Consider the following 14,755-nt stretch of genomic DNA (forward strand, 5'->3'; position numbering starts at 1 on the left):
ACTCAAGCATTACCACACTCAACGCACTAAATGTGTGCCAGCAACCATTGCTTCGTTTCTGCGCTAGTAAATGCACCTTCTACACTATTACGGTAGATATGGGCATAATCCTCAGCCGATAAATTAAACTGCTCAATGACCTTTTGGATCTCTTTTGTCATGGTGGTATTCGAAACGGTACGATTATCAGTGTTAATCGTCACTGGAATACCTTGCTTACGGAAAGATTCAACCGGATGTACCGCTAAGCTCTCTACCGCTTTGGTTTGTACGTTACTGCTTGGACAGGTTTCAAGAGCAACTTGTTTGTCGTGTACCAGATCAAAAGCCGGCTGATGGGTTGCAATATGGATGCCGTGCCCCACTCGTTCAGCGCCAAGCATTGTAATGGCGTCAAATACATTTTGTCCTTCACCTTGCTCACCAGCGTGGATCGTAATGTTTAGACCTTGCTCCTTTGCGTATTGAGCAAATGGAATAAATTTCTCGCAGAAACCAGGCTCTTCACCACCCGCAAGGTCAAATGCTGCGACACCTTTGCCAAGGTATTGGGCGCCAACGTCAATCACGTCTTTAATCTCATCCGTAGGCATATGGCGTAGCAGTGATAAAATGACATTACCTTTGATACCATGCGCCGCTTCAGCACGTTTCATCCCCGCTACCACACTACCGATAATCTCTTCTATAGATAAGCCCTGCTCACGGTGCAAAAGTGGACCAAAACGCACTTCCATATACTTAACATTTTCTAACGCGGCATCTTCATAAACTTCAAACGCGATGCGTTCAATAGCGTCTTTGGTCTGCATGACAGAAAGTGGTAAATCAAATCGTTTTAGGTACTCAAGCAAGTTTGGGCATGTTTCCGGAGCAATCATCAGATCACGAACCACTTCTACATCTGTACTTGGTAGCGACACGCCTTGCTTCGCTGCCAATTCAATAATGGTTTCAGGTCTAACACTGCCATCTAGATGACAATGCAGATCAATTTTTGGTAATTCGTGGTAATTCATTCTGACTCTCACTCTTCTTTTTTAAACGAGCTAATGTAAAAAGACGTACTCGCGTAAACCTTAGATATTTTGTAAACCTTAGATATTTCGTAAAACCTTAGGTATTTTGTAAAACCTTAGATATATCGTTTTAGACTTCTGCTTGTTGGCACTAATACTCTGCCATGAACGTATTTTTAATCAGTGTAGTTCATGCTTTAGCCGACAAACATACACGAATCTATAATCCCTTGCACACGCAAAAAACCACGCAATCGTATGCGCCACTAAAATAAAACACCGTTCATCTAGTGCAATACCTGCCATGATGCATAACCTCTTGGATTTATGACAGATTCAATGGTAATGTTACATGTAACATTACCATTGGCTAGTGAGAGATAATGACAACTGAACGAAAAGGACGCCCTACTTTACAAGATATTGCTGACCAAGTCGGTGTTACAAAGATGACGGTGTCTCGCTTTATGCGTAACCCAGAGTCAGTGGCAAAAAAAACGCGCGACAAAATCGCAATGGTCGTTGAACAAGTGGGCTACATTGAAAACCGCGCGCCTGCCATGCTCTCTAAATCTTCCAGTAAAGCGATTGGCATTCTTCTTCCTTCTCTTTCCAACCAAATCTTTGCTTCTTTTGTTCAAGGTATTGAAGCCGTCACCAAAGCGAATGGCTATGAAACACTGATTGCCCACTTTGGCTATGATGAAATAGAAGAAGAACATAAAATCGCTTCACTGCTGTCTTATCAAGTTGATGCTCTTATCCTTACCGAAAGTCATCACACTCAGCGCACACTGCAGATGATTAAAACGGCAGATATACCGGTTGTCGAGACCATGGAACTGCCAGCAACACCTATTGATATGGCGGTAGGGTTAGACCACACGGAAGCTTCTTATCAAGCAGTTCGACAGATGATTACAAAAGGGCGGACATCCATTGCCTATTTTGGGGCTCGCTTAGATACCCGTACTCAACTGCGCATGCAAGGCTACGATAAAGCGATGAATGAAGCGGGTCTGGAAATCAAGCATATCCTCACTGAGTCGCACTCTAGTTTTTCGCTCGCGTCAGAACTCTTAGATATGGCATTGAAACAGCACCCAGATATCGACGGCGTATTCTGTACCAATGACGATATAGCGATTGGTACCATTTTAACCGCGCAGCAACGCGGTATTTCGGTCCCGCAGCAACTTGCTGTCGTGGGTTATAACGCCTTGGATATTGGTCAAACAATTCATCCTAGATTAGTCAGTGTCGACACACCGCGTTATGAAATTGGCGAAAAAAGTGCCGAACTGCTAATTGCCACTTTAAAAGGTGATGCCCCTACACAAAAAAGCTTTAATTTGGGCTATCGGATTACGGAAGGTAAGAGCCTGTAACGACTACCACTTACTCTTTTCTCTCGATTTTGTTCTTACAATGAACAAACCCTCGCACTTTATTTCCCTATTTCCAAAAAGGCGATCGGTCACTGGTCGCCCTACCTTTCAACTTAAGGCAGAAAAACAAGCCATGACAAGGCTCTGACACAACCCTGACATTCCCTACATTGTCAGACATTTTCCTCATGGATGTTTTGGTTTCAACCCATTACATTGCACGTCATATTATTCATCCCCTTATAAATACCACTTTTAAGAGTAAAAGGTTTCAGAATGAAAAAAGCAATCGCACTCGCACTATGTACCGTTTTTGCCTCAAGCACTTACGCCGCTGCCACCGATCCAGGTTTCTACATCGGTGGTGGTTTCGGTCTAACTGAGAGCAAAATGGACAACCTAGATGAATCTAGCTTCCCAACATTTGACGGTGAACGTGCGCTAAAAGTTTACGGTGGCTACCAGTTCAACCGCATCGTTGCTGTTGAAGCAGGTTACACGAACTACGGTAAATTCACTCACCCTGCTGCTCCTGGTTTATCAGCAACGCCAACTGCAATCTCTGTAGCGGCAAATCTTGGTTACACGTTTGATAACGGTATTCGCCCATTCGCAACCGTGGGTCTATCGCACGTAAATATGGAATTCAAACTAAACTCTGATTCAGAAAAAGACTCAGCAACGGGTTTTCGCTACGGCGTTGGTGTTGAGTATGCTCCAAAAATGATCGATGGTCTGGCTATGCGCTTGGCTTACGAGGCAGATGCTTTTGGCGTTCAAGATCCTAGTAGCACTGTTACTAACACATTCGCTGTTGGTGGTCTCTACCTAGGTGCATCATACAAATTCTAAAGGCATCTGCCCTTTAGACGCTAAATAAAAAGGCCGCTGACTAGTCAGCGGCCTTTTTATTTTTCAATCGCACTGTGGATTACCACATCAAATCGTCTGGTACGACAAAGTCTGCGTACGGGTCATCTTCTGCTGCGACTTCTTCTTTGACGTCATTCTCGATAACGGTTTCCGTATCGCGCTCAGCAATTTTCTTTGCAACAATCGTTGGTATCACAACGTAGGTATCTTCATAACGTGCAATCGACAAGATCCCTTTTGCCAGTTGATCACGTGTCTCTTGTTCAACATACAATGACTTAACCAAATTCTCATCAGTAAAGTTGTATTTAATATCGCCATGCTTGTTGTCAATTTTGTTCATATTAAGCAATTGCTTAACTTGAGCTCGAATTTCTTTCGTCAACACCAACGCATCACGTTCTTTGTTTAGCAATTTATCACGTTCAAGTTGCGCCGCTTTGTTTTCCTCTACCGCCGCTTTAGCTTCACGAGCTTGCACTCGCGATTTTTTAGAACCTTTCTTGGCTTTTTTTAGCTTCTTCTCGTTAACTAAACCAGCTTTTAGCATCTGTTCTTGAAGACTTAATTTGGACATAAAATAACAGGCCTATAAAAAATTTATCTGCGTCGATGATCCCAAGAAATCACTCAGCGAGCAAGCCTGAATACGCTATTTTAGTGACGAAAACAAAAAAAGAGCCTGCCATTACTGACAAGCTCATAAAAAACGTCAACTGCGACCTTCCGGTGCTTGAGACTAGACGATAAAACTTGCCCCTTCTTCTGCACTTGATACGGAATGACGCATTACTGAGAACAAGTTCCGTCCCCATGCTTGTTGCTGCGATTCTGTCTCAATACAAATAGCCGTGCGAGCCGTCATATCCGTCAGGTTATCAAGCTGTCCAGTGTGGCAATCTAGACGAATCAAATCGCCCTCTTCAACCAGACCTATCGCGCCACCACGTACCGCTTCCGGTGACATGTGTATCGCGGATGGGATCTTACCAGACGCACCGGATAATCGACCATCTGTGACAAGGGCGACTTGGTGTCCTGCTTTTTGAATATTACCTAGAATCGGCATCAGTTTGTGTAACTCAGGCATACCATTGGCGGCTGGGCCATTATGAGTCACTACGATCATGCAGTCCTGATTAAGCTCACCGTTGTGGTAAGCCTTTTCGACATCGTGCTGGGAACGAAACACTTTTGCTGGCGCCTCAATCACACGGTAGTCTTCCGCCACCGCTGACACCTTAATGACAGACGTACCCAAATTGCCTTTAAGTACTTTCGTGCCGCCAGTTTGGCTAAACTGTTCACCAATTAGTGAGATGACCGCACTGTCTGTTGACTGCGCAACGGGTATCCAGCTCAGTTCACCATCTTTCATCACTGGTAGCGTCATTTGGTCCGCAAATGAGCCAAACACTGGTTGCACATCACGGTGAAGCAATGACTCTGAATCCAAGCGCTTAAGCAGTGCTGGAACACCACCAGCATCTTGAAACGCATTCACATCTGCGGGACCATTTGGGTATACCTTAACCAGTAAAGGTACAACATCAGACAGATCGCTAAAGTCTTGCCAAGTCAAAATAACACCAGCCGCTTTCGCCACCGCGATCATATGGATGGTATGGTTCGTTGAACCACCCGATGCCAGCAGTGCTATCACGCCGTTCACTAGATTCTTTTCATCCACGACTCGATACAACGGGCGATAATTTGTTGTCGCTTTCGCCATAGAGGCAATAGATACCGCGGCCGATTTGGTCAACTCACGACGTAACTCAGTATCAGGCTGAATAAATGCCGATCCTGGTAGCATTAACCCCATCGCTTCAAAAACAAGCTGGTTAGTATTGGCGGTACCATAGAATGTACAGGTTCCCGGAGAATGATAAGCACTGCATTCCATTTTTAACAGCGCATCATTACCCACTTCACCCGATACATACTTTTGACGAACATCGACTTTTTCTTCGTTGCTGATGCCGGTTTTCATAGGTCCTGCCGGTACAAACGCTGTCGGCAGATGACCGTACGTGAGTGCTCCCATCAATTGCCCCGGAGCAATTTTATCGCAAATACCAAGCAGTAATGTTGAATCAAACACGTTGTGACTTAGCGAGATGGCTGTTGCCTGAGCAATCACATCACGAGAGAAAAGCGACATGTCCATGCCCGGCTGACCTTGCGTAACGCCATCACACATTGCCGGAACGACACCCGCGACTTGCGCCGTATGCCCATATTCGGCCAACGCCCGTTTAATGTCTTGTGGGTAGCCCAAGTATGGCTGATGAGCACTCAACATATCATTGTAAGACGATACGATACCGACGTTAGAGCGGGTAAAATTGAGTATCTGATCTTTTTCAGACTGGCATGACGCCGCCACCGCATGCGCCAAGTTGCCGCATGATAACTGTGTCCGACCTTTACCTAGAGATTCTTGATGTTTCATCGCCTCAAGGTATTGACCGCGTAACACTTTACTGCGCTCAATGATTCGAGCGGTGACTTCTCTTACTACTGGATTAGTCACGCACAACCTCCAAAGCAACCGCTGCGCGTTCAACAACGTCTTCCATGGTGCAATCGATATCTACAACGACTGTTTGAGGTTCTGCATCGGGACGCTCCAACGCATCAAACTGACTTTTCACCATGTTCTCTTTCATAAAGTGACCCGAACGATTTCGCATGCGCTCAAGAATTAGGTCATAGCTGCCATCAAGGAACAGGAAGGTGACGTGCTCATTCCCTTCTCGAATTTGATCACGGTAGTGTTGTTTCAATGCCGAGCAAACAATAATGCCATGTTCATTTTTGCTTTCCAGGCTATAAGCGGCATCACGAATGCGCTCTAGCCAAGGAGCACGATCATCATCATTGAGTGGTTCACCCGATGCCATTTTTTGAATATTTGCTCTTGGGTGCAAGTCATCACCATCAATAAATTTTCGACCGAGCTTCTGCGCTAACAGTGCTCCAATGGTGCTTTTACCTGATGCACAAACGCCCATCACAATTACACTACTTCCCGCCATAATCTCTTCTCCTATCCAAGTTTGCGCTGGATCCCAATTTTTGAATTAACTCGTAAATATGGGTTTATCTTATTCTCGTTACGGGTAACATGTTACCCGTAACTTAAATAAATGTGAACTATAACACAATTAATATTCCCAAAGGTGAACACATGGAACAACTAGCCCAAGGTATGGATCCTACCTACCTACTAACCGTGGCAGTGCTTGCAGTAGCGGCGTTGCTACTGCTTATTATTAAACTCAAGATTCATGCATTTGCATCCCTTACACTCGTCAGTTTAGGTACTGCTATCGCAACCGGCGTCTCTTCTGATCAAGTCGTACCAACTATGATGGGCGGCTTTGGTGGCACACTTGCTTCTGTGGCTTTGCTGGTTGGCTTGGGTGCGATGATTGGCAAAATTTTAGAAGTGACAGGCGGAGCGAAAGTTCTGGCTGACACGCTTATTGGTCGATTCGGAGAAGAAAAAGCGCCGTTTGCTTTAGGTGTCGCTTCCTTGCTATTTGGTTTCCCGATTTTCTTTGATGCAGGTCTCGTCGTAATGATGCCAATCATCTTTAGCGTCGCTAAACGCTTTGGTGGTTCACCAATCAAATACGCCCTACCTTCTGCGGGTGCGTTTGCGGTTATGCACGCCTTTGTTCCGCCTCACCCAGGCCCAGTCGCTGCCGCTGACCTTCTTGGCGCTAACATCGGTCTATTGTTGTTTGTTGGTATCTTAGTTGCGATCCCTACTTGGTACTTTGGGGCTTACTTATTTGGCTTATACGCGGGTAAAAAATTCGATATCCCACTATCCAAAGCCTTTTTTAACTCTGACGCGATCATCGATGAATCTAAACTGCCAAACTTCGCAACAGTACTGATGATTCTTGTACTCCCTGTATTCCTTATCTTTATGGATACGGGTCTAAACACGCTTGCGGTTGCTGGCGTGATTGATGGTACATCGCCACTCGTTGAATTCTTAAGAATGCTGGGTAAAACTCCGGTTGCACTTTTAATTACATTACTGGTTTGCTTGGCTGTTTTTGCCAAAGACTACGGCATGAAGAAACTAGAAAATCTTTGTGGTGACTCACTAGCGCCTATTTGTGCCGTTATCCTTGTGACGGGTGCTGGCGGTATGTTTGGTGGCGTATTGCGTGCCAGCGGTATCGGTGATGCGTTAGCCGATGTGATGGCTGACACAGGCATGCCTGTCATTGTCGCTGCCTTTGTTATTTCTACCTGTCTTCGTGTAGCTCAAGGTTCGGCAACGGTCGCATTAACGACAACCGCAGCCCTTGTCGCTCCGATGGTGGCAGCAACGACCGGACTCAGCGAATTAGACCTATGTTTCATCGTGATTGCTATCGCGGGCGGTGCAACGGTACTTTCTCACTTCAACGACTCTGGCTTCTGGTTAGTCTCTCGCCTACTTGAAATGGATGAGAAAACCACCCTTAAGACATGGACAGTAATGGAAACACTACTGGGTACCATCGCCTTCGTCATCGTCGCTACACTCAGCTATATCCTTTAAGGTTTACTATGAAAACGCTAGAACAACAGCTAAAAGAGATTCGAATCGTTCCTGTTATCGCGATTGAAGATGCGCGACAGGCGATCCCACTCGCCAAAGTACTGGTTGAAAATGGGCTACCTTGCGCGGAAGTGACATTTCGAACTGAAGCTGCTGCCGAATCTATCCGCTTAATGCGTGAAGCGTATCCTGAGCTACTTATTGGTGCCGGAACTGTACTTAACGCTGCCCAAGTAGATATTGCAAAGGCTGCAGGTGCTGACTTCATTGTTAGCCCAGGTTTAAATCCAACCACCGTCAAATACTGCCAAAAGGTTGGCATTGCCATCGTTCCAGGCGTGAATAACCCAAGCCTCGTTGAACAGGCGATGGAACTTGGGCTCAAAACCGTTAAGTTCTTTCCAGCAGAGCCATCAGGCGGCGTTTCAATGTTAAAAGCATTGTCTGCGGTTTACCCCGTTGAGTTTATGCCAACGGGCGGCGTTAGCCAAAGTAATGTAGATGACTACCTAGCGTTGCCCGCGGTGCTTGCCTGTGGTGGTACATGGATGGTGCCGACAAACTTGATCAATGAAGGAAGATGGGAAGAGCTTGCTGAACTAGTGAAGGCTATCTAACCATATCCATCCATTGATACACTATTAGTAAAGGAGCTTCGGCTCCTTTTTTCTTTAATCCACCGCCATAATCCTATTAACCCATGCGTTTGTGAGCCAACAAAATAAAACTTCCCTGGCTCTAGCGCTTATCTCTCAATCAAGATAAAACCCCATTGCTCAGCCCTATCAATTCCTTTATTGTTAATAAGTTGTTTCTTTTTACTCATTTAGGCGATAACTATGTCACTGGATATACTGCAGCTGCTGTTACTCTTTATTGCGGGTGTCTTTGGTGGAATACTCAATTCAATTGCCGGCGGCGGTAGTTTTATTACCTTCCCTGCCCTGATATTTGTTGGTGTTCCACCGATTGTCGCCAATGCCACCAATACCTTTGCGTCATGTGCTGGCTATCTTAGCGGGTCCTTTGCATTTCGCCGCCAAATACTGATAGACCGAGCAAATCTACCTAAGATAATAACATTAAGCATACTGGGGGGATTCAGTGGAAGCTTACTGTTGATCTATACCAGCGAGCAGCAATTTCTATACGCTGTTCCATGGCTACTACTTGCCGCAACACTTTTGTTTATTTTTGGCGAAAAAGCCAACCTCGCACTTCAACAACATTCAAAAGACAGTGACCAACATAGTGGTTTCATTGCTCTTTTTTTAGCACTATTTCTATTTTCTGTGGGTATATTTGGTGGCTTTTTTAATGCCGGTTTAGGCGTAATTGGATTAAGCTATTTAGCCATTGCTGGCTACCGAGACATCAACTTAATGAACGGTCTCAAGTTATTAATTTCTACCTGTGCGTCGGCGATGGCCATCGTGATCTTTATTTTTTCCGATTTGATCCAATGGTATTCAGGAATTGCCGTCATGGTCGGCACACTTACCGGTGGGTATGTTGCTGCGCATTTATCACAACGAGTGCCGCAGATTATCGTACGCCGCTTTGTTATTTTTAGTTCAGTTTCCATAACGCTCTATTTCTTTTATAGTACTTACTTATAAGCGGTTATTATTCTTCACTATCCTTTACCCTATTCTCACAAAAACACACCTATTCTCTGACATTGCTGTAACCTCACCCTGACTGGATATGTTACTCATATCCACTAGCCTAATAACTATCCATAGCCATTTTCTGAGGTCTGCATGTCTATTCGAAGTCTACTGCTCTTTTCTATTGTTTCTAGTGTATCTAATGCTGTCCTTGCTAAACCTGAACCTTTTCCTACGCTGCCTAATAGCGAAGGGAAAAAGTTTATGGTGAGTGCAACGAATCCTTACGTCACGAGTACTGGATACTCCATTTTAAAACAAGGTGGCAATGCGATTGATGCTATGGTCGCGATGCAACTTGTCATGGGTGTGGTCGAGCCCGATATGACCGGCATTGGTGGTGGCACATTTGCACTTTATTACGACAACACCAACAAACGCTTTACTGCCTACGATGGTCGAGATGCTGCGCCAGCTAGCGCGACGCCTGATATGTTTTTAGATGAGAAAGGAAAAGCTATCAGTCGAAACGACATATTAGGCCCTCGTTCTGTGGCAGTACCCGGCACCCTAAAATTGCTCTATGCCACCCACCAAAAGCACGGCAAACTAGAGTGGCAAGAACTCGTTAAACCCGCGATTCACTATGCCGAAAATGGCTATGCGATGAACAGCTATACCTATGACATCGTAGTGAGAGAAAACACACGCTTAGTTAATGATCCAGAAATCAAAGCGCTCTACTGGAAAGGTGATGACATTCGTCCCACAGGCACGAATATGACCAATCCCAAACTGGCTGCGACGTTAAAAAAGATCGCAGACCAAGGGGAACAGTATATGTATGGCGGTCCATTAGGCCATCGTATAGTAGACACGGTGAACGCGCGCCTAAAAGATAACGAAGCCAAACTTTCAATCAAAGACTTTGCTGATTACCAAATAAAGCAACGAGATATTGTCCAATCAACCTATCGAGATCATAAAATCGTCTCGTTTGGTTACCCAGCGTCTGGCGGGGTTTTGGTTTCACAATCTCTGGAAATGCTAGAAAAATCAGATATCGCGAATATGGCCTACACTGATGCCGAACCTTGGCGCCTCATGGTCGAAGCCATGCGATTAGCGAAAGAAGATCGTATTGCCTACGCAGGGGACCCAAGTTATGTCGACACTCCAGTGGAAGAGCTGTTGGCAGAAGACTACATTGACGACCGATTCGAACTGATTCCAGAGGAAGGCGCTGGCCACGCTAAATCAATAAAACCGGGCTTGGATGATGTGATAACCCCTGCTAGCCATGAAGGATTTGAAAGCCAAGATACTGGCCATATCTCTATAATAGACAGCGAAGGTAATGCGATCGCGATGACAAGTACCGTCGGTACAGGTATGGGCTCTGGTGTCATGGTCGACGGCGTGTTGCTAAACGCACAGATGGCTAACTTTTCTTCTATTCCATCGCTCGACGGTAAACCAGTCCAAAATGCCATCGAACCAGGAAAGCGACCTCGCTCTGCCATCACTCCGCTTATGGTAATGGACCCAGACGGTCAATTGAGGCTTGTAGTTGGAAGCCCAGGCAGCTCGCAAATTCCAGGCTATGTGCTAAAAACGATTGTCGGTGTTCTTGATTGGGATCTTTCCGCACAAGCGGCCATTGATCTGCCTAATATCCAGTATGGGACGAAAATTGATCGAACCAAACCGTACAATCCCACAGGGCTGTTGGTCGAAAAACGTACCTTTGCAGAATCTCTGGTCCCACAATTTAGTGAAATGGGATACAAGGTGCATGTTATTCCGGTTGTGAGCGGGCTCAATGCAATTGAAGTGAAAGACAGAAAGATCTATGGCGCAACAGATAGACGTCGCGCATCGACTTCAATGGGTGAATAACATCTACGTTTCGATCTAAGTGCTAAAACCCACAGGGCGATACCCAGTTAATGAGTATCGCCCTGTGCGTACTATAACGTACCCGTTTTCAGCATTAATTGATTACTTAAATGAGTAGTGTGCACCAACACCAGCTGAGAAGTCGGCTTTCGTTTGCTTTCCAGCGGTTTCGTAAGATGTAGTGAAAGATCCACTCCAAGATTCGTTAAAACGATAAGCACCACCTACAGCCAACGCTTGCTTAGAGCCAGCAGCACCAATACCTGCACCTACAGCGAACTCGCCTACGTCATAAGCCACTGGACGCGCGTTAGTGACCGCATGCATGGTTGCTTTAACGCCGTCGTAGCGCTCTTTCATTTCTTCGCCTTGTTGTTTTAATGCTGACTCTAGTCCATCTATACGAGCACTATTTTGATCAATAGTTGCTGTATTAGCTGAAATTGAAGACCGATTTTTTTCTACATCAACCGTGTTTTTATCTTGCCTTGTCCCGTGTTTCTTTATAATGGCAGCATTGCCATCTGCCCCTTTTTCCGCCTCAACTCTTCCTTCATTATAGTAATGGCTATTAGCTGCAATAACCTCATCTCGAGAAAACCCTACTGCCTCTTTAAATTCGCTTTTTGATAGTTTCTTTAACTCTGGGTTATCTAGAATAGTTTGCGTCGCTACTGTCATCATTTCGTTATGAGCTGTAACTGCCTTTCCATTACCGTCAATGTGCGTCACAAACTCATCAGCCCCGCCGATAGCCTTTCCATCATTATTAATAACTTTATTAGCATACTTAATCGCAGCATCCCTTCGCCCTAAATCATCTTGTGCACGATGAAATTCACGTATAGTTGACTCGTCAGCATTTTCACCAACATATTGCCCGCCATCTTCGATAACAATAATATCGCGTTCTATTTTTTCTAGAATATTCGAATCACCCGTCTCAATACTTGCTAAAGCTGAAGGTACAGAAAATAAGGTTAATAGTGAAAGTGTGATAATTGGTTTTTTCAATGTAGTTTCCTCAATATATTTCTACTGAGCGATCCATTGCATAATAAAAGCCTTTCGATTCATTCGTTAAGGTTGTTGCTCATCGAGTTAGTTCGAATTAAATGAACTATATTTGAGTAAATCGAATAGGTGAAAATGGGTTGCATTGAAAAATCAACTAGGTGTTTATGAAATATTTTGTTACACGGTTGCGGTTGGCATTATCTTTCGCTTGAACACAAAAAAGCCGAGCTTTCGCTCGGCTTTGAGTGGTTATCGCTAGAGAAGAATCGATAAGTAATGTGGAACTTTTCGATTAAACGATACGTAGGCCGCCTTGAGCGATAGCGAAACGACGTGCACGTGTGTAAGACATGGCGTTGGTGATGCCTTCACCTGTAGGACCTGCGATGGTGAACGTTGACGTACCTTCTGCATTGTAGCCAACACCCGATAGTGTTGGACCGTTGTGAGCGAAGATAGTGGTGTTGATTGCACGACCAAACTTAGTCACATTTTCAATGTTACCAGAGTAGATGCAAGAAGAGTGCTTGTTACCACGCTCTGCTGCTACTGCGCGCTCAATCGCTTCATCGATGTTTGCACAACGAACGACTGGAAGAACTGGCATCATTTGCTCAACGTGTACGAGTGGGTGGTCGTTCTCAACAACCATCACCGCTAGGCGAGTATCAGATTCAACACCGATAGACTTCAGAATTTCAGCTGCATCTTGACCTACGTGTTGCTTAACTGGGTGCCAAACGCGTGCGATTTCTTGAGCAGTACAAGGCTTAGCACCGTCAATGTCGTCCATCGTTAGGATTTGTGCCGTTAGCTTCTCTGCTTCTTCTGCAGAAAGCACGTAAGTACCTGTTGCTTCTAGCTTAGTTAGGAACTCATCAGCAACTGAGTCTTCAACGAAGACTTCTTTCTCACCGATACAAAGTAGGTTGTTATCGAATGAAGCGCCGCCGTATACGCCAGCAGCAGCTAGGTCTAGGTTAGCAGATGCGTCGACGATAACAGGTGGGTTACCCGCGCCAGCGCCAATACCTTTTTTACCCGATTGTAGGATAGCTTTAACTAGACCTGGGCCGCCAGTACCAACAAGCATGTTGATTAGAGGGGATTTAGCGATTTCACTAAGTGTTTCTAGTGTTGGCTCTTTAACCATAGTGATTAAGTTAGCTGGACCACCTGCTTCAATAATAGCTTTATTTAGCATGTCTACCATGACAGCTGACACAACTTTAGACGAAGGGTGAACGTTAAACGTGACCGCATTGCCAGACGCTAGCATAGAGATAGCGTTGTTAACGATCGTTTCAGTTGGGTTAGTTACAGGTGTAACCGCGCCGATAACTCCGTATGGTGCACGCTCTTCTAGTGAGATACCGTGGTCACCAGACCATACTTTAGTTTCTAGAACTTCAGTGCCTGGCGTTTTTACTGCTGCTAGCTGATGCTTAGCCACTTTCTCTTCAACACGGCCTAATTTGGTTTCTTCACGAACCATTTTAGCAAAGTCTTCTGCACGCGCTAACACGGCTCCACGAATAGCAGTTAGGATGACTTCACGGCTTTCTTTTGTAGAGGTAGCATAAAACTCAACTTGAGCTTTGTGAGTGGCTTCAATCGCCGATTCCACTGTCGTAAATACACCCTGGGCGTTATTCAAATCAAAAGACATAGTCATTACCTTATCAAGAATCAGTGGCTAGGCACTGTAATTAAAATTGTTTAGCCAATACTTAGCTATTTTTCTTTCTCGGAAGGTATTAATTTTTGCAGCGCGCCAAGAAAGTGATCGCAATTTAATCGAATATACAGCGTGGGTAACGTCACTCAGTGTCAATAATATTGAATGCATTGTTATCATTTTGTGACGCAAGTCATTCTGAAAACTTGAAAAGTATAAGAAGGGGGAATTACAGAGATACGTTATAAGCAAGGCTTATTAAATCATAGACTTACAGTTGATATCTATATCTTAATTATCACGATAATTCTTAGGAAGCACTTTAGAGTAATCGTTCGACAATGCAACCTATAAGTGATGACAATAGTTAAAATAACTTTAATGCAACAACCATCAGCTTAATGCGTAAGATTTATTGACGGTGGGTGACGTGATGACTTTACAAACAATCGATAGCATTGCGGTTAGTCACCCAATTATAACTTTGAACTCCAATTCGATAGAGGCCAAATATGAAGCATCAAGCTCGTTTAGAAGAATCCGTAAACCACTTAAGCATTGTCCTAGAAGAGCAACAACAGCTTCTTAAAGAACACAAAGCAACTATGAACTACGCTGAACGACTTGATAATATTCTTACTCCTACTGACGAGTTAAGCACTCAAGGCGACGACCTTTACATCGGTGGTTGCAAAGCGTCT

The 14,755-nt window shown here is 44.7% G+C and carries 12 protein-coding genes and 1 pseudogene; 7 read left to right on the forward strand and 6 right to left on the reverse strand.

All coding sequences use genetic code 11. The features are described 5' to 3' along the window. Positions 1–26: 26 nt before the first annotated feature. Positions 27–1,019, reverse strand: coding sequence for an adenosine deaminase (gene add, locus M9196_RS04120; protein WP_250616255.1), 993 nt, complete (start codon positions 1,017–1,019; stop codon positions 27–29). A gap of 383 nt (positions 1,020–1,402) precedes the next feature. On the opposite strand from add, the gene M9196_RS04125 reads away from it, so the two are divergent. After that, on the forward strand, positions 1,403–2,407 hold the full coding sequence (locus M9196_RS04125) for a LacI family DNA-binding transcriptional regulator (protein WP_250616256.1): 1,005 nt from the start codon (positions 1,403–1,405) through the stop codon (positions 2,405–2,407). Between the two features lie 276 nt (positions 2,408–2,683). Further along, positions 2,684–3,259, forward strand: coding sequence for a porin family protein (locus M9196_RS04130; RefSeq protein WP_250616257.1), 576 nt, complete (start codon positions 2,684–2,686; stop codon positions 3,257–3,259). Positions 3,260–3,338: 79 nt separating this feature from the next. On the opposite strand, the gene M9196_RS04135 is transcribed toward M9196_RS04130, so the two are convergent. The 3 genes from M9196_RS04135 to M9196_RS04145 all read right to left on the reverse strand — a co-directional run bounded on the left by M9196_RS04135 (position 3,339) and on the right by M9196_RS04145 (position 6,321). Next, positions 3,339–3,857, reverse strand: a complete 519-nt coding sequence (locus M9196_RS04135; RefSeq protein ID WP_250616258.1) for a DUF2058 domain-containing protein — start codon at positions 3,855–3,857, stop codon at positions 3,339–3,341. A 162-nt stretch (positions 3,858–4,019) separates the two neighbouring features. Beyond that, positions 4,020–5,816 carry a phosphogluconate dehydratase gene (gene edd / locus M9196_RS04140; protein WP_250616259.1) on the reverse strand — a complete coding sequence of 599 codons (1,797 nt, stop codon included), beginning with the start codon at positions 5,814–5,816 and terminating at the stop codon, positions 4,020–4,022. Further along, positions 5,809–6,321: a gluconokinase gene (locus M9196_RS04145; RefSeq protein WP_250616260.1), complete on the reverse strand. Its 513-nt coding sequence runs from the start codon at positions 6,319–6,321 to the stop codon at positions 5,809–5,811. Before M9196_RS04145 ends, edd begins: the two co-directional genes overlap by 8 nt. Before the next feature lie 152 nt (positions 6,322–6,473). Between M9196_RS04145 and M9196_RS04150 the strand changes: the two genes are divergently transcribed. From M9196_RS04150 to ggt, 4 genes are all read left to right on the forward strand, one after another. Continuing rightward, the gene (locus M9196_RS04150; RefSeq protein ID WP_250616261.1) at positions 6,474–7,850 is read left to right on the forward strand and encodes a GntP family permease; all 1,377 of its coding nucleotides are present in this window, start codon (positions 6,474–6,476) and stop codon (positions 7,848–7,850) included. 8 nt (positions 7,851–7,858) lie between these two features. Continuing rightward, positions 7,859–8,467 carry a bifunctional 4-hydroxy-2-oxoglutarate aldolase/2-dehydro-3-deoxy-phosphogluconate aldolase gene (locus M9196_RS04155; RefSeq protein WP_250616262.1) on the forward strand — a complete coding sequence of 203 codons (609 nt, stop codon included), beginning with the start codon at positions 7,859–7,861 and terminating at the stop codon, positions 8,465–8,467. Between the two features lie 222 nt (positions 8,468–8,689). Continuing rightward, entirely contained in the window at positions 8,690–9,469 is a 780-nt protein-coding gene (locus M9196_RS04160) for a sulfite exporter TauE/SafE family protein (RefSeq protein ID WP_250616263.1), read from the forward strand. Between the two features lie 144 nt (positions 9,470–9,613). Beyond that, complete coding sequence (ggt, locus tag M9196_RS04165) at positions 9,614–11,359, forward strand: gamma-glutamyltransferase (protein ID WP_250616264.1); 1,746 nt, start codon at positions 9,614–9,616, stop codon at positions 11,357–11,359. 102 nt (positions 11,360–11,461) lie between these two features. Here the strand turns inward: ggt and M9196_RS04170 are convergent, their stop codons facing one another. Both M9196_RS04170 and M9196_RS04175 read right to left on the reverse strand, forming a co-directional pair. Next, positions 11,462–12,373 (reverse strand): YadA C-terminal domain-containing protein, encoded by a 912-nt coding sequence (locus M9196_RS04170; RefSeq protein WP_250616265.1) that lies wholly within the window; start codon positions 12,371–12,373, stop codon positions 11,462–11,464. A gap of 295 nt (positions 12,374–12,668) precedes the next feature. Beyond that, complete coding sequence (locus tag M9196_RS04175; RefSeq protein WP_250616266.1) at positions 12,669–14,045, reverse strand: aldehyde dehydrogenase; 1,377 nt, start codon at positions 14,043–14,045, stop codon at positions 12,669–12,671. A 521-nt stretch (positions 14,046–14,566) separates the two neighbouring features. On the opposite strand from M9196_RS04175, the pseudogene M9196_RS04180 reads away from it, so the two are divergent. Continuing rightward, positions 14,567–14,755 (forward strand): annotated as a pseudogene (locus M9196_RS04180) (diaminopimelate decarboxylase family protein); the annotation flags it as partial.

The organism is Vibrio methylphosphonaticus (assembly GCF_023634655.1).
Classification (GTDB): domain Bacteria; phylum Pseudomonadota; class Gammaproteobacteria; order Enterobacterales; family Vibrionaceae; genus Vibrio; species Vibrio methylphosphonaticus.

What these genes read in the sequence shown, in the direction of transcription:
- M9196_RS04150 (WP_250616261.1), top strand. Translation starts at nt 6,474, where the DNA reads ATGGAACAACTAGCCCAAGGTATGGATCCTACCTACCTACTAACCGTG.
- M9196_RS04145 (WP_250616260.1), bottom strand. Translation starts at nt 6,321, where the DNA reads ATGGCGGGAAGTAGTGTAATTGTGATGGGCGTTTGTGCATCAGGTAAA.
- M9196_RS04155 (WP_250616262.1), top strand. Translation starts at nt 7,859, where the DNA reads ATGAAAACGCTAGAACAACAGCTAAAAGAGATTCGAATCGTTCCTGTT.
- M9196_RS04135 (WP_250616258.1), bottom strand. Translation starts at nt 3,857, where the DNA reads ATGTCCAAATTAAGTCTTCAAGAACAGATGCTAAAAGCTGGTTTAGTT.
- add (WP_250616255.1), bottom strand. Translation starts at nt 1,019, where the DNA reads ATGAATTACCACGAATTACCAAAAATTGATCTGCATTGTCATCTAGAT.
- M9196_RS04130 (WP_250616257.1), top strand. Translation starts at nt 2,684, where the DNA reads ATGAAAAAAGCAATCGCACTCGCACTATGTACCGTTTTTGCCTCAAGC.
- M9196_RS04175 (WP_250616266.1), bottom strand. Translation starts at nt 14,045, where the DNA reads ATGTCTTTTGATTTGAATAACGCCCAGGGTGTATTTACGACAGTGGAA.
- ggt (WP_250616264.1), top strand. Translation starts at nt 9,614, where the DNA reads ATGTCTATTCGAAGTCTACTGCTCTTTTCTATTGTTTCTAGTGTATCT.
- M9196_RS04125 (WP_250616256.1), top strand. Translation starts at nt 1,403, where the DNA reads ATGACAACTGAACGAAAAGGACGCCCTACTTTACAAGATATTGCTGAC.
- M9196_RS04160 (WP_250616263.1), top strand. Translation starts at nt 8,690, where the DNA reads ATGTCACTGGATATACTGCAGCTGCTGTTACTCTTTATTGCGGGTGTC.